Annotated in this window: 16 protein-coding genes; 10 read left to right on the top strand and 6 right to left on the bottom strand. The window is 65.9% G+C overall.

Translation table 11 applies throughout. From position 1 onward, the window contains the following. Window positions 1–167 precede the first annotated feature (167 nt). Entirely contained in the window at window positions 168–878 is a 711-nt protein-coding gene (locus tag BM337_RS16155; protein WP_089817788.1) for a helix-turn-helix domain-containing protein, read from the top strand. Here the strand turns inward: BM337_RS16155 and BM337_RS16150 are convergent. The 3 genes from BM337_RS16150 to BM337_RS16140 all read right to left on the bottom strand — a co-directional run bounded on the left by BM337_RS16150 (window position 875) and on the right by BM337_RS16140 (window position 2,217). After that, on the bottom strand, window positions 875–1,192 hold the full coding sequence (locus tag BM337_RS16150) for a DdfA family disk-determining factor (RefSeq protein WP_177227571.1): 318 nt from the start codon (window positions 1,190–1,192) through the stop codon (window positions 875–877). The two genes, BM337_RS16155 and BM337_RS16150, sit on opposite strands and share 4 nt — an antisense overlap. Window positions 1,193–1,305: 113 nt before the next feature. Next, window positions 1,306–1,758 carry a UPF0179 family protein gene (locus tag BM337_RS16145; RefSeq protein WP_089817787.1) on the bottom strand — a complete coding sequence of 151 codons (453 nt, stop codon included), beginning with the start codon at window positions 1,756–1,758 and terminating at the stop codon, window positions 1,306–1,308. Window positions 1,759–1,836: 78 nt separating this feature from the next. Beyond that, window positions 1,837–2,217, bottom strand: a complete 381-nt coding sequence (locus tag BM337_RS16140; RefSeq protein WP_089817784.1) for a DUF5820 family protein — start codon at window positions 2,215–2,217, stop codon at window positions 1,837–1,839. A gap of 470 nt (window positions 2,218–2,687) precedes the next feature. On the opposite strand from BM337_RS16140, the gene BM337_RS16135 reads away from it, so the two are divergent. The 7 genes from BM337_RS16135 (at window position 2,688) to BM337_RS16105 (ending at window position 12,608) form a co-directional block, all read left to right on the top strand. Next, window positions 2,688–4,760: a PrkA family serine protein kinase gene (locus BM337_RS16135; protein WP_089817782.1), complete on the top strand. Its 2,073-nt coding sequence runs from the start codon at window positions 2,688–2,690 to the stop codon at window positions 4,758–4,760. A gap of 5 nt (window positions 4,761–4,765) precedes the next feature. Then, window positions 4,766–7,048 carry a PrkA family serine protein kinase gene (locus BM337_RS16130; RefSeq protein WP_089817780.1) on the top strand — a complete coding sequence of 761 codons (2,283 nt, stop codon included), beginning with the start codon at window positions 4,766–4,768 and terminating at the stop codon, window positions 7,046–7,048. Further along, entirely contained in the window at window positions 7,039–8,355 is a 1,317-nt protein-coding gene (locus BM337_RS16125; RefSeq protein ID WP_089817778.1) for a YeaH/YhbH family protein, read from the top strand. The genes BM337_RS16130 and BM337_RS16125 overlap by 10 nt, the downstream gene beginning before the upstream one ends. Beyond that, entirely contained in the window at window positions 8,352–10,346 is a 1,995-nt protein-coding gene (locus tag BM337_RS16120; RefSeq protein ID WP_089817775.1) for a SpoVR family protein, read from the top strand. Before BM337_RS16125 ends, BM337_RS16120 begins: the two co-directional genes overlap by 4 nt. Before the next feature lie 255 nt (window positions 10,347–10,601). Next, entirely contained in the window at window positions 10,602–11,834 is a 1,233-nt protein-coding gene (locus tag BM337_RS16115; protein WP_177227569.1) for a hypothetical protein, read from the top strand. 80 nt (window positions 11,835–11,914) lie between these two features. Next, on the top strand, window positions 11,915–12,274 hold the full coding sequence (locus tag BM337_RS16110) for a winged helix-turn-helix domain-containing protein (RefSeq protein WP_089817773.1): 360 nt from the start codon (window positions 11,915–11,917) through the stop codon (window positions 12,272–12,274). Window position 12,275: 1 nt separating this feature from the next. Next, the gene (locus BM337_RS16105; protein WP_089817771.1) at window positions 12,276–12,608 is read left to right on the top strand and encodes a DUF7521 family protein; all 333 of its coding nucleotides are present in this window, start codon (window positions 12,276–12,278) and stop codon (window positions 12,606–12,608) included. Window positions 12,609–12,649: 41 nt separating this feature from the next. On the opposite strand, the gene BM337_RS16100 is transcribed toward BM337_RS16105, so the two are convergent. Together BM337_RS16100 and BM337_RS16095 are read right to left on the bottom strand one after the other, a co-directional pair. Next, the gene (locus tag BM337_RS16100; protein ID WP_089817769.1) at window positions 12,650–13,591 is read right to left on the bottom strand and encodes a ring-cleaving dioxygenase; all 942 of its coding nucleotides are present in this window, start codon (window positions 13,589–13,591) and stop codon (window positions 12,650–12,652) included. 78 nt (window positions 13,592–13,669) lie between these two features. After that, entirely contained in the window at window positions 13,670–14,008 is a 339-nt protein-coding gene (locus BM337_RS16095) for a winged helix-turn-helix transcriptional regulator (protein WP_089817767.1), read from the bottom strand. 151 nt (window positions 14,009–14,159) lie between these two features. Here BM337_RS16095 and BM337_RS16090 point away from each other — a divergent pair, with 151 nt between their 5' ends. After that, complete coding sequence (locus BM337_RS16090) at window positions 14,160–14,576, top strand: DoxX family protein (protein WP_089817765.1); 417 nt, start codon at window positions 14,160–14,162, stop codon at window positions 14,574–14,576. Window positions 14,577–14,715: 139 nt separating this feature from the next. After that, entirely contained in the window at window positions 14,716–15,096 is a 381-nt protein-coding gene (locus BM337_RS16085; protein WP_089817763.1) for a secondary thiamine-phosphate synthase enzyme YjbQ, read from the top strand. A gap of 48 nt (window positions 15,097–15,144) precedes the next feature. Here BM337_RS16085 and BM337_RS16080 read toward each other — a convergent pair whose 3' ends face one another. Further along, window positions 15,145–17,148, bottom strand: a complete 2,004-nt coding sequence (locus BM337_RS16080; RefSeq protein ID WP_089817761.1) for an AMP-dependent synthetase/ligase — start codon at window positions 17,146–17,148, stop codon at window positions 15,145–15,147. Between the last annotated feature and the right edge of the window lie 86 nt (window positions 17,149–17,234).

Raw genomic sequence — 17,234 nt, 5'->3', positions numbered from 1 at the left:
TCTGTGGATGCCGACATCGTAGCTCTTCTAGCCGTTCGAATCGGGGCGTTGTATTCGGGGGCGAGGGGATTGGATAATCGGGCAGTGTTGCGGAATTTTGGGCGGACTGTTCCGTAATAATTGCAAAGGCACTTACACGAGAGCGGGGAATTGACAGAAGATCAGACATGTCCGACGTGGCCGGCAAGACCGAGGCCGAGTCCGTCGTGGAGGTCGAGTTTCGCGTCCAGAGCGAAACGTACCCCTTCGTCGGCGTGTCTGCCGCCCGGGAGTGTACGATGGAACTCGCGAAGATGCTCCCCCGTCCCGGGGGGCAGTACGCGGAGTTTTTCGACGTGACGGGGACCGATCCCGACGGGATCGTATCGCTCGCGTCCACCCACGAGACTCTCGACGCTACACTCCTCGCCGAGTACGAGCGCGGTGGTCTCTTCGAGTTCACCGTCTACGGTGACTGTCCGGCCTTCTCGCTGGCCGAACTCGGCGCCCTTCCGCGGACGGTCGAGGGGGTCGAGGGGACGGGTCGCATCGTGGCGGACATCCCGACGGAGTACGACGCCTCGGCGGTAGTGGCGGCGTTTCTCGACGAGCACGACGACGCCGAACTGGCCTGCAAGCGGGAGAAAGAGTCTGTCAGACCGATGTTCGCCGAATCGGCGTTCCGGACGATCCTCGAGAACGACCTCACCGACAGGCAACGTGAGGTCGTCGAGGCCGCCTACGATGCGGGGTACTACGACTGGCCCCGCGAGCGAACGGGCAGCGAGATAGCCTCAGATCTGGGTATCTCCTCGGCCACGTTCTCCGAACACATCCACGCGGCGGAGCGTAAACTCCTCACCGTCCTGTTCGGTGCCGGCGCTGGACGTGGGGTCTAGTCGGCGGCCACAGGAGAGACGATCGTTCGCCCGTCTCCGTGGATGGTGACTGTCGTGCCCTGGTATCGAAACCGAACACTGGACGTGAGGCCTTCCTCCCCAGTGGTGGGAGCCGATTCGACGACGGCATCCAGCGCGTCCGGGTCGATAGATCCGTAGAGCGGGTCCAGTGCCATCGGTTCGGTTCCAGTCACTGCGGCGACGGCCCGGACGACGCTCTCGGACGGCAATTCGTCGGGGGCTCGGGTGTACGTCGTCGTGTTCGAACGGCTGTTCCTCGGCTCGTCGGTCGGTGTGTCGCTGTGCGTTCCCATAGATACCCGTCCGATTACCGGTGTCACCACTAGCGGGAGCGACCACTTGGGTCGGATCCCTACAGTTCGAGGCTCCAGTTAGCCGTCTGCAGTCGTCGGGAACCAGGCTTCGCTCAGCCGTCTTCCGGCGGTGCGAACTCCACGAGCGTCAGGTCGCGGTCGAGTGCGCAGTAGTCGTGGGGCGGGTCACCGACCACCTCGTCGATGCGATACTCCTCGTCGAAGTCGGCGCCCGCGGGTTCACAGTACTCGTGACTCGGACAGCCGGTGTACGGGCACGGTCCCATGAGCGTCGCCTTGCTGCCGGCGTAGGCGCCCTTCGAGGCCACGTTCGCCCTGACGCGCGCGGGCTCGACTTCGACGGCGTTGACGCCGGCGTCGTGGACGGCGCAGTCGAGCGTCTGGCCGTCCTCGCGGACGTCGGTGACGCGATAGCGGACGCCCTCCGTGAGATTCAGGCACTGGGTCCGGTAGGGGCACCCTTCGCACCCGCTGGCTTCTCCCCGGTAGACGAACTCCTGGTCCACTTCGGCGAGGCGGGACCCGACTAGCGTAACCGTGGTCATAGCGGAGGCTAGTGGGGCGACGAAAGTAAGCGTATGGCCTGGCGCGTGCGAGCGGATCTGGCGCGTGCGTTCGGACCGTCAGTTCCCACGACCCGTCAGTTCGTCGAGGCGCTCGAAGTAGTCGGGGCGGGGGACCTGGTAGAGGTCGCGGTAGTCGATTTCCCCCGTCGCGAACGCCTCGGCGAGGGCGACGGCGCCCGCCACGGCTCCCTCGCGGTCCTCGTAGGCGTCTGCCTCGCGGGTGATCTCCGGTTCGAGCGCGAGCGTGACGTACCAGTCGGCCCCGACGCGCCGGCTGCCGGGCCGGCGGTCACGCTGGCCGCGAGTGAGGTAGATCGTCGGGAGACAGGGCGCGGGGAACTCGTCGCCGTCGAAGACGTCCGGGCGGAAGGCGAGGACGGCCTTCTCGCCCTCGTCGCTCCAGACGACCCAGTCATCCGCGAGCGAGTCGAAGCTCATGGGCAGCGCTTGGACGGGTGTGCGAAAGAGTCCACCGTTCCGGCGGTGGCTGGCGTGCCGGAACGTTTTAATACGAGATTATTCCGCGTGTGGGTGATGCGCACGGACGCGTTACACCCTGTAGTTTCCACCCGTACTGGCGCGGAACGATGATCGTTATGTACACGATTTGGGGAAAGGGTTATACTGGCACAGTCCTTCTACAATAAATAGTATCGGAAACAGTTCCGAACGGCGTATCGAAACAGATCCGGAGCATCGTCCCCGCGTTCTGGATCGGTAAGTGATAGCATGGCACGAATCGAGCGCAGTCGGCCCGGGCGGCCGGGCCGCGAGGCGGTTGTCGGCAGGTACGGACGGAGCGTTCGATGTTGGCCACCCCGTACTGTTCCCGAGACGCGCGGCAGCGATTCCACGTCGACCGCGTCTGGCACGCGAGCCAGCTACCGACGCGAACTGTCCGTGATAGCATGACAGACACGAAAGAGACACTCGAAGAGCTGAGCCGAGAGTACCAGGACGCCATCCCGTCGGACCTGCGAGCCACCCATTCGTTCGACTGGTACCTTGACCAGCTGTACGAAGACCCGCGAATCGCCCGCAACGCCCACCAGCGCGTTGCCGACATGTTCGACTACTACGGCACCGAGTACGACGAGGACGCCGGCGTCGTCGAGTACAAGCTGGCCTCGGAGGACCCCCTCAACGACGGGGAGAACACCTTCTACGGCCCCGTCGTCCACGAGGCGATGCACGAGTTCGTCAACAAGGTCAAGTCCGGCGCGCGCGGCCTCGGACCCCAGAAGCGCATCAAACTCCTGCTCGGGCCGGTGGGGTCGGGCAAGTCGGACTTCGACCGCCAGGTCCGGCGGTACTTCGAGGACTACACCACGCGCGACGAAGGGCGGATGTACACCTTCAGGTGGACGAACCTCTGTGACGTCATCGGCGACCAGGACCCCGCGGACGACGTCGTGCGCTCGCCGATGAACCAGGACCCCATCGTCCTCCTCCCGCAGGACCAGCGCGACCGGGTCATCGACGACATCAACGAGGACCTGGACGCCCCCTACACCATCCGCAACGAGCAGGCCCTCGATCCGGCCAGCGAGTTCTACATGGACCGACTGCTGGCGTACTACGACGACGACCTCCAGCAGGTGCTCGACAATCACGTCGAGATCGTCCGGTTCATCGCCGACGAGAACCAGCGCCGCGGGATCGAGACCTTCGAGCCCAAGGACAAGAAGAACCAGGACGAGACCGAACTCACCGGCGACGTCAACTACTCGAAGATCGCCGTCTACGGCGAGAGCGACCCGCGCGCCTTCGACTACTCCGGGGCGTTCTGTAACGCGAATCGCGGCATCTTCTCCGGCGAGGAGTTACTCAAACTCCAGCGCGAGTTCCTCTACGACTTCCTCCACGCCACCCAGGAACAGACGATCAAGCCCAAGGCCAACCCCCGGATCGACATCGACCAGGTCATCGTCGGGCGGACGAACATGCCCGAGTACCGGGACAAGAAGGGCGACGAGAAGATGGAGGCGTTCAACGACCGGACCAAGCGTATCGACTTCCCGTACGTCCTCAGCTACGAGGACGAGGCGAAGATCTACCGGAAGATGCTGCGCAACGCCGACCTCCCGGACATCCAGGTCGAGCCCCACACCCTGGAGATGGCCGGCCTGTTTGGCGTGCTCACCCGCGTCGAGGAACCCGACACCGAGACGGTCGACATGCTCCAGAAGGTCAAGGCCTACAACGGCGAGATCGGCGAGGCCGACGACGTCGACGTGAAGAAACTCCGCGACGAGGCCGCGGACAAGGCGGAGATCGGCGAGGGGATGGAGGGCGTCTCTCCGCGGTTCATCGGCGACGAGATCGCCGAGGCGATCATGGACTCGATGCACCGGGACCGGCAGTTCCTCTCGCCGCTGACGACGTTCAACCACTTCGAGGACAACCTGGAGAACCACGGCTCCATCCCGACGGACAAGTTCGATCAGTACTACCGCTACCTCGAACTCGTCCGCGAGGAGTACAAGGAACGGGCCATCGAGGACGTCCGCCACGCGCTGGCCTACGACGTCGACGAGATCCAGCGCCAGGGCGAGAAGTACATGGACCACGTGATGGCCTACATCGACGACGACACCGTCGAGGACGAGATCACCGGCCGCGAGCAGGAGCCCGACGAGCAGTTCCTTCGCTCGGTCGAGGAGAAACTCGACCTGCCCGAGGACCGCAAGGACGACTTCCGCCAGGAGGTCTCGAACTGGGTCTCCCGTCGCGCCCGCGAGGGTGATACGTTCAACCCGCAGGACAACGACCGCCTGCGCCGTGCGCTCGAACGCAAACTCTGGGAGGACAAGAAGCACAACATCAACTTCTCGGCGCTGGTCTCCAGCGGCGAGATGGACGACGACGAGCGCAACCAGTGGATCGACGCGCTCGTCGAGCAGGGCTACTCCGAGGAAGGGGCAAAGGAGGTGCTCGAGTTCGCCGGCGCCGAGGTCGCCAAGAGCGAGATGGAGGACTGACCACCATGACGGCAGAGGACTTCATCGGCCGCGCCGACGACGCGCTCGACGCCACCTACCAGGAGCCGATGACCCTCTCGGAGTACGTGGACGCTATCCTCGAAGACCCCGGGCTGGCCGCTCACGCCTCGAAGTACCTCCTGGAGGCCATCGAGGAGGCCGGAACCAGGACCGTCATCGAGGAGGGCGAGGAGAAGGAACGCTACCAGTTCTTCGACGACCCGCACAACGACGGCGAACACGCCATCCTCGGCAACACGGAGGTGCTCAACGACTTCGTCGACGACCTCCGATCGATAGCAGCGGGCCGGGGCAAGGACGAGAAGATAATCTGGCTCGAAGGCCCCACGGCGACCGGCAAGTCCGAACTGAAGCGGTGTCTCATCAACGGCCTGCGCGAGTACTCCAAGACCGACGCCGGTCGCCGCTACACCGTCGAGTGGAACGTCGCCGGCGCGGGCGAGACCAGCACGGGCATCACCTACGGGGACAGCCCGGTCGAGGACGAGGACGACTGGTACGAGAGCCCGGTCCAGGCCCACCCGCTGTCGGTGTTCCCCGACGACGTCCGGGACGAACTCGTCGCGGACCTCAACGAACGCCTCGACGACCACGTCCCCGTCCGCGTCGATGGGAAACTGGATCCCTTCAGCCGCGAAGCGTACGACTTCCTGGAGGAACTCTACCGGCGCGAGGGGAGCGAGGACCTGTTCTCGACCGTGACGGACCCCCGGCACCTCCGGGTGAAAAACTACGTCGTCGACGTCGGCGACGGCATCGGCGTCCTCCACTCCGAAGACGAGGGTTCGCCCAAGGAACGCCTCGTCGGGTCCTGGATGCACGGCATGCTCCGCGAACTGGACTCCCGGGGCCGGAAGAACCCGCAGGCGTTCAGCTACGACGGCGTCCTCTCGCAGGGCAACGGCCTCCTGACCATCGTCGAGGACGCGGCCCAGCACGCCGACCTGCTCCAGAAACTGCTGAACGTGCCCGACGAGGGCCACGTCAAGCTGGACAAGGGCATCGGGATGGACATCGACACGCAGCTCGTCATCATCTCGAATCCCGACCTGGAGGCCCAGCTCAATCAACACGCCGAGCGCGAGGGCCAGGACCCGCTGAAGGCGCTCAAGCGTCGGCTGGACAAACACGAGTTCAGCTACCTCACCAACCTCTCGCTGGAGGCCGAGTTGCTGCGCCGCGAGTTGACCAACGAGACGTCGGTGTGGCAGGCCGACTCCTGGGAGGAACTGGAGGAGTGGATCCAGGAACCCCTGACCGTCCAGGTTCGCGATAGCTCCAACGAGGTCACCGGCAAGGAACTGGCGCCCCACGCCATCGAGGCGGCGGCGCTGTACGCCGTCGCCTCCCGGCTGGACGCCGGTGAGATACCCGCCGGGCTGGACCTGGTCGACAAGGCCCTCCTCTTCGACCGGGGGTACCTCCAGGAGGGCGACGAGCGCATCGACGTCGACGACTACGAACTCGATACGGACGCCAACGACGGCGAGCACGGCATCCCCGTGACGTTTACGCGGGACGTCATCGCCGACCTGCTGCACGACCGGCAGGACCGCCACCACGCCGACCTGGACGTCGAGAACGTGATCATGCCCCGGGACGTGCTGAACACGATGGCGGAGAACCTCGGCGGCGCGCCGGTGTTCTCGCCGACCGAGGCCAGCGAGTTCGAGGAGCGCGTCGTCCCCGTGAAGAACCACGTCTTCACCGAGCAGGAGCGGGACGTCCTCGACGCCGTCATGCGCGACAAGCGCGTCGACCAGGCCACCGTCGAGGAGTACATCGAGCACGTCTACGCCTGGGAGGCGGGCGAACAGATCGAGAACGACCGCGGCGAGTACGAGGAGCCGGACCCGCTGAAGATGAAGGTGTTCGAGATCGAGCACCTCGGTCGGTTCGACGACCGGAACTACGAGGGGAACGCGCCAGACGAGGCCGTCCGCCACTTCCGGACCGAGAAGATCATCACCGCGCTCAACCGCCACGCCTGGCAGTCCCGCGACCACGAGTTCCGCGTCGAGGACGTCAACCCCAAGGAGATACCGGTCATCGAGACCGTCCTCGAGAGCCACGACTGGGACGCCGTCAAGCGGACCTACGAGGACTTCGACCCGCGGCAGTGGGACAACCCGCCGAGCGGGACGGAGACGGCCGACCTGAAGGCCAAGACCGTCCGGAACATGCAGGAACTGTTCGGCTACAGCGAGGCCTCGGCCGAGTTGACGAGTCGCTACGTCATGAGCCAGGTGAGCTACAAATGGGACTGAGAGAGGACCTCGAACGGTACCGCGCGGTCGGCGAGGAGCGTCGCCAGGACCTGGCGGAGTTCATCCAGTACGGCGACCTGGGCCAGAGCCGCCAGGACGAGGTACGGATCCCCATCAAGATCGTCGACCTCCCCGAGTTCGCCTACGACCAGCGCGACACGGGTGGTGTCGGCCAGGGCGAGGGCGCCGAGGAGGGCGACCCCGTCGGCCAGCCCCAGCCGCAGCCCGGCGACGGCGACGAGGACGGCGAACCGGGCGAGGAAGGCGGCGAGCACGAGTACTACGAGATGAACCCCGAGGAGTTCGCCCAGGAACTCGACGAGCAACTCGGCCTCGACCTCGACCCGAAGGGGAAGAAGGTCGTCGAGGAGTCCGAGGGCGACTTCACGGACATCACCCGGACCGGTCCCTCCAGCACGCTCGACTTCGAGCACCTGTTCAAGGAGGGACTCAAGCGCAAGCTGGCGATGGACTTCGACCGCGAGTTCGTCCGCGAGGCGCTCAAGGTCGACGGCTGGGGCCCGGCGACCGTCTTCGACTGGGCCCGCGACCAGCACGTCCCCGTCTCGAAGGCCTGGCTGGAGGAGACCTACGACGAGATAGACGACGCCGAGAAGGCCACGTGGGACTCCATCGAGGAGATGGAGGCGAACGTCGAGCGAACCGACACGGCGGCACGCATCCGCCGGGAAGGGGTCGACCAGATCCCCTTCCGCCGCGAGGACGAGCGCTACCGCTACCCCGAGATCGTCGAGGAGAAAGAGCGCAACGTCGTCGTGGTCAACATCCGCGACGTCTCGGGGAGCATGCGCCAGAAGAAGCGCGAACTCGTCGAGCGGACGTTCACCCCGCTGGACTGGTACCTCCAGGGCAAGTACGACAACGCCGAGTTCGTCTACATCGCCCACGACGCCGACGCCTGGGAGGTCGACCGCGAGGAGTTCTTCGGCATCCGTTCCGGTGGTGGGACGCGCATCTCCAGCGCCTACGAGGTGGCGATGGAGCGCCTCGAAGCGGAGTACCCCTGGAGCGAGTGGAACCGCTACGTGTTCGCCGCCGGTGACTCCGAGAACTCCTCGAACGACACCGAGGAGCACGTCATCCCGCTGATGGAGCAGATTCCGGCGAACCTCCACGCCTACGTGGAGACCCAGCCCAGCGGGAACGCGATCAACGCGACCCACGCGGAGGAGGTCGGGCGTCACTTCCGCGACGCGGGCGACGTCGCCGTCGCCTACGTCTCCTCGCCGGAGGACGTCGTCGACGCCATCTACGAGATTCTGAGCACGGAGGAGGAAGACGCATGAGCAGAAAGGACCGCATCCGCGCCCAGCGCGCGGCCGAGCAACTCGAGGAACCGGTCGAGGAGGCAGCCAACCTGGCCAAACACCTCGGACTGGAGCCGTACCCGGTGAACTACTGGATCGTCGACTACGACGAGATGAACGAACTCATCGCCTACGGTGGGTTCCAGCAGCGCTACCCCCACTGGCGCTGGGGAATGGCCTACGACCGCCAGCAAAAGCAGGGCCAGTTCCTCGGGGGCAAGGCGTTCGAGATCGTCAACAACGACAACCCCGCCCACGCGTTCCTCCAGGAGTCGAACGACCTGGCCGACCAGAAGGCCGTCATCACCCACGTCGAGGCCCACGCAGACTTCTTCTCGAACAACGAGTGGTTCGGGATGTTCGCGGACAATCCCGACGCCTCCGCAATGTTGGCCCGCCACGGCGACACCATCCGGGAGTACATGCAGGACCCGGAGATCGATCGAGCAGAAGTCGAGAAGTGGATCGACCACGTCCTCTGCCTCGAGGACAACATCGACCAGCACCGGCCCTACGCCCCCGTCGGCGACCCGGACGTCCCCGAGATAGACGAGGACTTCGAGGACGTCGCCGACCAGCTGGAGGACCTGAACGTCTCCGACGAGGTCAAAAAGCAGGTGTTCAGCCAGGAGTGGCTGGACGCCCAGTCGGCCGACGACGACTCGATCACCTTCCCCGCCGAACCGGAGAAGGACCTGCTGGCCTTCCTCCGGACCCACGGCATGCAGTACGACGAGGACGGCGAGAAGGCCGTCGAGATGGAAGACTGGCAGGTCGACGTCCTCGAAATCCTCCGCCGCGAGGCCTACTACTTCGCCCCCCAGAAGATGACGAAGGTGATGAACGAGGGGTGGGCCAGTTTTTGGGAATCGAAGATGATGGGCGAGGAGGGTTTCGCCGGTGACGACGAGTTCGTCCTCTACGCCGACCACATGGCGAAAGTGCTCGGCTCTGGGGGACTCAATCCCTACAAATTAGGCCTCGAACTGTGGAGTTACGTGGAAAACACGGTCAACCGCCGGGAGGTCGCCGAGCGACTCCTCCGGGTCGAGGGGATCACCTGGCGGAACTTCCAGGACGTCGTCGACTTCCGCGAGGTCCAGGACAACCTCGCGCCCGAACCCTGGCTTCAGGACATTCCCGGGTCGCTCGACGAGATTCCCGCGGACGACCCGCGGGTCGACACGGAGATGCTGGAAGCCGCGAAGAGCGGTGATTTCGACGTCGAACGGTACCCCTGGAAGGTCCTCACCTACGAGGGGCTGGCCGAGCGCCACTACTCGCTGGTCAAGCCCCAGTACCGCGGGTTCGTCTCGCGCATCGGGCAGGAGGACCTGGAGCGCATCTCGCGGTACATGTTCGACGACTCCCGGTACGAGAGCGTCGCGGAAGCCCTCGCGGACGTGGACTACGCCCGCGGCTGGGACCGCATGCGCGAGATCCGTGAGAGCCACAACGACGTCACCTTCCTCGACGAGTTCCTCAGCCAGGAGTTCGTCGACGACAACGACTACTTCACCTACGAGTACACCCAGTCCACCGGCGACTACCGGGTGACCTCGACGGACTACCGCGACGTCAAGAAGAAGCTGATGTTGCAGTTCACCAACTTCGGCAAGCCCACCATCACTGTGGAGGATGGGAACTATCAGAATCGCAACGAACTGCTGCTCACCCACCAGTTCAACGGCGTCGTCCTCGACATGGAGCAGGCAAAGGACACGCTCGAACGCGTCTTCGAACTGTGGGGCCGGCCCGTGAACCTCCTGACCATCGACAAGGTGTTCGACGAACACGACGTGGAGGTGGCCCGGCGACGGGACCGCGAACCCGAACCCGAGGAGGTGGGCAAGCGCCTGCGCTACGACGGCGAGGAAGTCACCGTCCAGGAGGTCGACTGGGCCGAGGTCGAACACCTCGCGGCCGACGACATCGACTACGACACCAAGCCCGAGGAGTGGCTGGCCTGAACGTCCGGTAGCCGACCCGATCGCCCCTTCTCCCGGACGTGGCGCGCCCGTGACGCCCCGCTTCGCCGGCTGACGGTCCGAACTTACCGCCGCAGTCTTTACCGCCGAAGTCCTTACCGCCGCAGTCACTTCCAGACTGCGTACGGAGTACCCGCCGGGTGGCTGCCGATTATTTAAACCCTTCGCCGGTGTGCGCGACCCCGCGGTCGACGTGCTGTTATCAAGGGGATGGCGGTCAGCCTCTCGAATGCGACGATGAATCCCACTGACGAGCCCTCCCGACCGACGCGTCGCTCCCTCCTCAGGGCCGGCGCGTTGGCCGCGACGACCGGACTGACGGCGAGCGCGGCGGGGTGTACCGGACTCCCGCCGCTCGGTAGCAAACCATCGTACGGGCGCGTCGACGTCCCCGACGCCGGCCCGCCCGACTACCGGCGATGGCTCCCGTCCCAGTCGGTCGTCGAAACCGACGACGACTGGCTGATCACGTACGCCGAACCGGGACCGTTCGACGGCCCCGTCCCGGAGGAGTTCGTAGCCCGCAGGGGCTACCACCGGGCCGAACTTGACTACTTCGGGATCGGATACGAGAACTACGACCGACTCGTCACCACGAACCTCGCGACGGTGATCGAGGCCGAGTTCGCCGCCGACGAGGTCGCGGCGACGCTCGCCGACACCGCCTACGAACCGGACGGGTCCTACCGCGACTACGACCTGTACGCCCGCTCCGACGTCCCCCGGCGCGTTGCGGTGCGCGACGGCGTCGTCGTCTGGACGAGCAGCGTCGGCTTCGACGCGACGAACCTGGAGGCGACCATCGACGCGGGGCGCGGCGACGTCGAACGGTACCACGAGGCCGACGACGACTTCGCTGCGGTCACCGAGGCCGTCGGAGCGAGTCGGCTGCTGTACGTCGGCAGCGGCCACCCGGGCCTCGCCACGGAGTACGCGACGATGGGCGCGGACGCCTTCAGGATCAGCGACGCCAGCTACCAGATCCTCCTGGAGCGGTATCCCGAGGGGCAGGCCGTCCCAGCCGGACGGATCCGGCGGATCCTCGAGGACGAGCCGCACGAACTCACGTCCGAGGCCGAGACGGCCGACGTCGGGGTGGAAGGGCGCCTCGCGCGGGTCGAGGCGCGCGTCCCGCTGGCGCCGGACCGGGACCGCGACCCGATTCGCGATCCGCCGCAGGTCACCTGGGGGGCGTCGTTCGACGCCGACGCGCGGACCGTCACGATCCGACACGAGGCCGGCGAGGAGGTCGACGCGGACTGGCTGTGGTACGACGTCGACTTCCCGGACGACTACGGCGAGATAGCGAAGGAACCGCTCTGGTCGGAGCGGGACGCCGTCGGTCCGGGCGACCGGGCGACTATCGACCTGAGTGACGGCCCCGACGCCGACGGGATCCAGCTAGTGTACGGTCCCGAGGGCATCGGATCGAGGACGCTGTTCTACTATCGGCTGGAGGGAGACGAATGAGCGCGGCCGCCGGTTCCCGCTGCCCCGGGCCGGACCGCACGTCGGCCCTGCCGGTCGAGAGCAAGCTATTTCTTCCACTTATGACAGACGAAGTTGTGAACGGGGACCACGACCTGGCCGACGTCGTCGCGCTACTCGACGACGAGCACGTCCGGTCGATCCTCGTCGCGACGAGCGCGGAACCGCTATCGGCGAAGGAACTGGGCGACCGCTGTGACCTCTCGGTGTCGTCCATCTACCGGCGGGTCGACGAACTCCGCGACCTCGACCTGCTCGAAGAGCGGACCAGGCCCCGGAGCGACGGCCACCACGAGACGGTGTACGCCTCCGCGCTCGCCCGGTTCGAACTGACGATCCGTGACGGGGACCTCGAGTGGACCCTCGAACGCGCCGACGGGGACGTCGCCGACGAGCTATCGCGGATGTGGGGGAACTTCTGAGATGATCGGGTTCTTCGACACGGTCGGGCTCGCGGCCGGGGTCGCCGCGACGGGTTCGGCCGTCGTCGGCCTGTACATCGGTGTCCACGCCTATCGCGGGCTCCGGCGGAACGACGACCGCTCGATGCGGTACCTCTCCATCGGGATGATCCTCCTCTTCGGCGTGACGTACGTCCTGGCGCTCGCCGGACAGGGGCTGATAACCTTCCGGGTCGTTCCCGTTCGGTACCAGAACGTGTTCCGGCTCGCCGTCCGCCTCCTCCAGTTCGCCGGTCTCGTGACCATCGCGTACTCGTTGCGTATCGCAGCGAACGGCCACCGCACCGCTTCGTAGCCTCCACCCCCGCTGACGCTCGCCCCCTCCGACGACACCGCTCAGGACAGGTCGGGCAGTCCGGCCTCGATCTCCCCGCGCCTGTCTTCGAGCCACTCCGGCAGGACCAGCTTCTCTCCCAGCTCGTTCACGTCCTCGTCGACGGTGTAGCCTGGCGACTTCGTGGCGAACTCGAAGAGGATGCCGCCGTGTTCGCGGACGTACACCGACCTGAACCACTTGCGGTCGATTATCTGCGTCGGCCGGAGCCCCTCGTCCTGTAACACCTCGCGCCACTCTTCCTGCTCGTCGTTTTCGACCCGGAACGCGACGTGGTGAATCGTCCCGGCGCCGGGCTGGCCGCGTGGCGCCTGGGGCTGTTCCACCACGTCGAGGACTGCCCCCAGGTCGCCGCTGGCCTCGAAGCGCCAGCGGTCGTGCTCGGCCTCGCCGTCGCCTCCAGCCTGCGTCTCCTCGTACCCCATCGTCTCCAGGAGGTCGACGGTCGGTTCGGCGCTCTGCAGCGAGAGGGTCACACCGTAGAACCCTCGGATGGCGTGTTCCTCGGGGGCGGGCCCGTCGGGCAGGTTCGCCGGCGGCGCGTCGGCCGTCGCGACGAGTTCCAGTGGGAGTCCGTCTGGGTCGCGGAACGGAACCACGATGTCGCCGAACCGCTCGCTGGGCTCGTCGACGTCGACCCCCTCCGCGGCCAGCCGTTCCGTCCAGAACTCGACGGAGTCGGCCGGAATCGTGAACGCCGTCGTGCTGACCTGTCCGGTCCCGACGCGACCGCTACGCGCGCCCGGGTAGGGGAAGAACGTCATGCTCGTTCCGGGCGTCCCGTCGTGGTCGGCGTAGAACAGGTGGTAGACGGAGACGTCGTCCTGGTTGATGCTTCGCTTGACTAGCCTGAGTCCCAGCGTCTCGGTGTAGAACGCCAGGTTTCGGCCCGGGTCGCTGCCGACGGCGGTGACGTGGTGAATTCCGGCGATCTCCGTGGGCATGTGTCACCGTAGGAATGCGACGGGGATAATCCTCTGGCTCTCACGACCTCCGATACCGTCCGCGGTCGGCGAGCGACCTCAGAGCCAGTCGTCGGCCCAGTCCTCGATGTCGCTGAAGACGGGACAGAGCGCCTCGCCCTTCTCGGTCAGCGTGTAGTAGGTGGCGATGGGCTGGTCCTCGACCCGGCGGTTGACGAGTTCGGCGTCCTCCAGGTCGTCCAGCACGCGCGAGAGGGTCCGGGAACTCGCGTCCGTCGAGCGCTTGAGTTCGTTGAACCGCTTTTCCCCCTCGGCCAGGTCGTGGAGGACGATGAGACGCCACTGGGAGCCGATCTGGTTGACCGCCTCGATCACCGGGCAGGCGCCGGCGTTCTTCTCCTCGACCGTCTCCTCCGATTGCTCGAACGTGGATGACATGGACGTAATCTAGTATCACTTCTATCGCCTAACGTATATATTAGTTCCGGAGTGAACCAGGTAACGCAATGATACCTGCTGTGCGAACCACACCAGTAGTACCTGGCCGAACGACTGCACTTGCCGTTCCCGCCTCCGAGGTGAGCGCCTGATGGCGTTTACGGGAACCGAGGGACTCGTCCTCCTCGTCGCGCGCGTGCTCTTCGGCGGCGTCATCGCCTTCACCGGGCTCAATCACTTCATGCAGACCGAACAGATGACGGGCTACGCCCAGCACAAGGGGCTTCCAGCGCCGAAGCTGGCGGTTCTCGGGTCGGGACTGGCACTGATCCTGGGGGGGCTCGCCATCGTCCTCGGTATCTTCCCGACTGTGGGTGGCGTCGTCGTCGCCGGATTCCTCGTCGTCGCGGGCGTGCTCTTCCACGACTTCTGGGCCGTCCCCGAGGACCAGCAACAGGACGAGATGACGCACTTCCTCAAGAACGTCGCGCTGGCGGGCGGTGCGCTCGCGCTGGCCGTCCTCGCCGTGGAACGCTGGGCGTTCAGCGTCGGCCTCGGCGCGTTCTGAGCTCTCTCTGTAACTGCTTGCCCACGAGCCTGCGATCCCTTCGCGGTTTTCGCGCTCCACACCGGCGTGAGCGATACCGTCGGACGCCACCGTCCGTCACCGTGACGTTATACTGCGCTGGCGCCGAACAGTTCCGTCGATGACAACGTTCACGGTCGACACTGACCAGCGGCTCTCGGTCGTCGACGTCACGGACCAGGTACGACAGGCGCTCCCACCGGACGCCCACGGGACGGCGACGGTGTTCGTCCGGCACACGACTGCTGCCGTCACAGTCAACGAGGCGGAACCGCGCCTGCTCGGTGACTTCGAAGACGGACTCGCCGAACTCGTCGCAGACGAAGGCTGGGCGCACGATCAGCTAGATGGGAACGCCGATTCACACCTCCGGGCCGCGCTGATCGGTCCGGACGCGGCGGTTCCGGTTTCGGACGGCGACCTCGACCTGGGAACCTGGCAGTCCGTCCTCCTCGTCGAGTGCGACGGGCCGCGGTCGCGGACGGTCGACGTCCGCGCGTGAGAATTCGGTGCTCCCGGCTATCAGTTGCTGGCTCGCTGTACCTGGCTCTCAATTGGCGACCGCTTCCTCCTCACTGTCTCCGTCTGCCGCGTCTTCGGCCCCGTAAATCTCGGCCAGCTTCGATTCGAAGGCGTTCCGGATGTTGCGGCGTTTCTTCTTCATCGACGGGGTCAGCAGGTCGTTCTCGGCGGTCCACTCCTGCGAGACGAGCACGAACTCCTTGATGCGCTCGACGCGTTCGAGGTCCTCGTTGACCTCGTCGACGGCCTCCCCTATCCAGTCTCTCACGCGGTCGTCCTCACAGAGCGCCTCGTCGTCCGCCGGGAGGTCGATCCCCTCGCTGTCGGCCCAGTGGCGGAGCGCCTCGAAGTTCGGGACGAGGATGGCACCGATGAACTTCCGCTCGTCGCCGACGACCATGACCTGGTCGACCCGGTCGTTCGTCGAGAACGCGTCCTCGATCGGCTGTGGCGCGACGTTCTTCCCCGTCGAGAGGACGATGATCTCCTTGATGCGGTCGTGGTAGGTCAGGAAGCCGTCGTCGGTCTGTTCGACGATGTCCCCCGTCCGGAACCAACCGTCTTCCGTGAACGCGCGTTCCGTCTCTCCCAGGCGGTTCCAGTACCCCGCTGTGACGTTCGGGCCGCGGACCTGGAGTTCGCCGACGGCGCCCTCGACGTCGTCGAACTCGGTGGCGTCGACGACGGACTCGTCCAGGCGCACGTCGACCCCGTAGACGGGGACGCCGAGTGTTCCCGGTCGGATGTCCTCCGGCGGGTTTATCGTGACGACGGGGGCCGTCTCGGTCAACCCGTACCCCTCGACGATGGTGATCCCCATCCCGTTGAACGTCTCGCAGAGCTCCTTCGCGAGGCTCCCGCCGCCGCTGACCATGAACTCGATCTCGCCGCCGATGTTCTCCTTGACCGTGCTGTAGACGAGGCGGTCGGCGAGGGCGTGTTTGGTCCTGAGCCCGGGACCAGGGTCCTCGGTCCGCTGCCACTCGCGAGCGACGCCCAGCGCCCACTCGAAGATGCGCTTCTTGACGCCGGATTCGCTGGCCTGTTCGCGCATCGTATCGAAGATGCGTTCGTACACGCGGGGGACGCTGGCGCCGGTGTTCGGTTCGAGCAGTTTCAGGTCGTCCGCGAGCGTATCGGGGTGCTCGGCGTAGCCGACGGCCGCGCCCGCGGCGAACATGACGAAGTGACCTGCCAGCCGCTCGAAGACGTGGGCCAGTGGCAGGAAGGAGATCGTCTTCGTCCCGGGGGTGAGCGCCGGCAAGTCCGGGGTTTTGTCCGGCCGCGGGGCGAGTCGCCTGTGGACCTGGTTGACGTTCACGCGGAAGTTCCAGTGGGTCAGCTTCACGCCCTTGGGCTGGCCGGTCGTCCCCGAGGTGTAGATGAGGCTCGCGAGGTCCTCGGTGTCGCGGGCCGCCAGCCAGCCGCGGTACTCGTCCTCGTCAAAGGCCTCGTCGCCGAGTTCGTACACCTCCCCCAGCGAGTAGACGTCGTCGCGGTCGCTCTCGAAGGCATCCATCACCACGAAGAACTCGAGGTCCAGGTCGTCCTCGACGGTGAGGACCCGCTCCAGTAGTTCGCCGTTCTCGACGACGACGCCGGTGGCGTCGGGGTCCTCGAGCAGGTACCGGACCTGCTTCGTCGACGATTCGGTGTACACCGTCGTGACGACGCCACCGGCGGCGAGCAGGCCGAAGTCCGACAGCGCCCACTCCATGCGCGTGTTCGCGTAGATGCCGATGCGGTCGTCGAAGTCGACGCCGATTTCACGGAAGCCGGTCGCGAGGCGGCGGACGATCGCCCGCATCTCGTCGTAGGAAATATCTCGATACTCACCGTCAGGTGCCTCGGGAACGACGTCGCCGCCGAGCGACCGGTCGTAGACCCCGCCCTTGTATCGCTGGGCCATCCGGTTCGCGTTTCGGTCTGCAGTGGCCTCGAACATCTCGGAGAGCGTGTCTTCCCCGATCACCGGGTCGTCGTACTCGGCCTCGGCCACCCGCCAGGCCGGGGCCGATGCGTCGCGACTCATAACCCATGCGTAGGAGTGGCACGCAAATATAGGCCCCGGTCTCCGGAGTCGGTTCCGTTGTCGGGAGTTTCCGCCTCGTTCCTTCG

It is taken from the genome of Halomicrobium zhouii (assembly GCF_900114435.1).
GTDB lineage: Archaea > Halobacteriota > Halobacteria > Halobacteriales > Haloarculaceae > Halomicrobium > Halomicrobium zhouii.
Note: the sequence above shows the minus strand (reverse complement) of the source record. Positions and strands in the feature narration are given on the sequence as shown.

Coding starts and splice junctions, on each gene's coding strand:
- BM337_RS16155 (WP_089817788.1), top strand. CDS start 168: ATGTCCGACGTGGCCGGCAAGACCGAGGCCGAGTCCGTCGTGGAGGTC.
- BM337_RS16150 (WP_177227571.1), bottom strand. CDS start 1,192: ATGGGAACGCACAGCGACACACCGACCGACGAGCCGAGGAACAGCCGT.
- BM337_RS16145 (WP_089817787.1), bottom strand. CDS start 1,758: ATGACCACGGTTACGCTAGTCGGGTCCCGCCTCGCCGAAGTGGACCAG.
- BM337_RS16140 (WP_089817784.1), bottom strand. CDS start 2,217: ATGAGCTTCGACTCGCTCGCGGATGACTGGGTCGTCTGGAGCGACGAG.
- BM337_RS16135 (WP_089817782.1), top strand. CDS start 2,688: ATGACAGACACGAAAGAGACACTCGAAGAGCTGAGCCGAGAGTACCAG.
- BM337_RS16130 (WP_089817780.1), top strand. CDS start 4,766: ATGACGGCAGAGGACTTCATCGGCCGCGCCGACGACGCGCTCGACGCC.
- BM337_RS16125 (WP_089817778.1), top strand. CDS start 7,039: ATGGGACTGAGAGAGGACCTCGAACGGTACCGCGCGGTCGGCGAGGAG.
- BM337_RS16120 (WP_089817775.1), top strand. CDS start 8,352: ATGAGCAGAAAGGACCGCATCCGCGCCCAGCGCGCGGCCGAGCAACTC.
- BM337_RS16115 (WP_177227569.1), top strand. CDS start 10,602: ATGAATCCCACTGACGAGCCCTCCCGACCGACGCGTCGCTCCCTCCTC.
- BM337_RS16110 (WP_089817773.1), top strand. CDS start 11,915: ATGACAGACGAAGTTGTGAACGGGGACCACGACCTGGCCGACGTCGTC.
- BM337_RS16105 (WP_089817771.1), top strand. CDS start 12,276: ATGATCGGGTTCTTCGACACGGTCGGGCTCGCGGCCGGGGTCGCCGCG.
- BM337_RS16100 (WP_089817769.1), bottom strand. CDS start 13,591: ATGCCCACGGAGATCGCCGGAATTCACCACGTCACCGCCGTCGGCAGC.
- BM337_RS16095 (WP_089817767.1), bottom strand. CDS start 14,008: ATGTCATCCACGTTCGAGCAATCGGAGGAGACGGTCGAGGAGAAGAAC.
- BM337_RS16090 (WP_089817765.1), top strand. CDS start 14,160: ATGGCGTTTACGGGAACCGAGGGACTCGTCCTCCTCGTCGCGCGCGTG.
- BM337_RS16085 (WP_089817763.1), top strand. CDS start 14,716: ATGACAACGTTCACGGTCGACACTGACCAGCGGCTCTCGGTCGTCGAC.
- BM337_RS16080 (WP_089817761.1), bottom strand. CDS start 17,148: ATGAGTCGCGACGCATCGGCCCCGGCCTGGCGGGTGGCCGAGGCCGAG.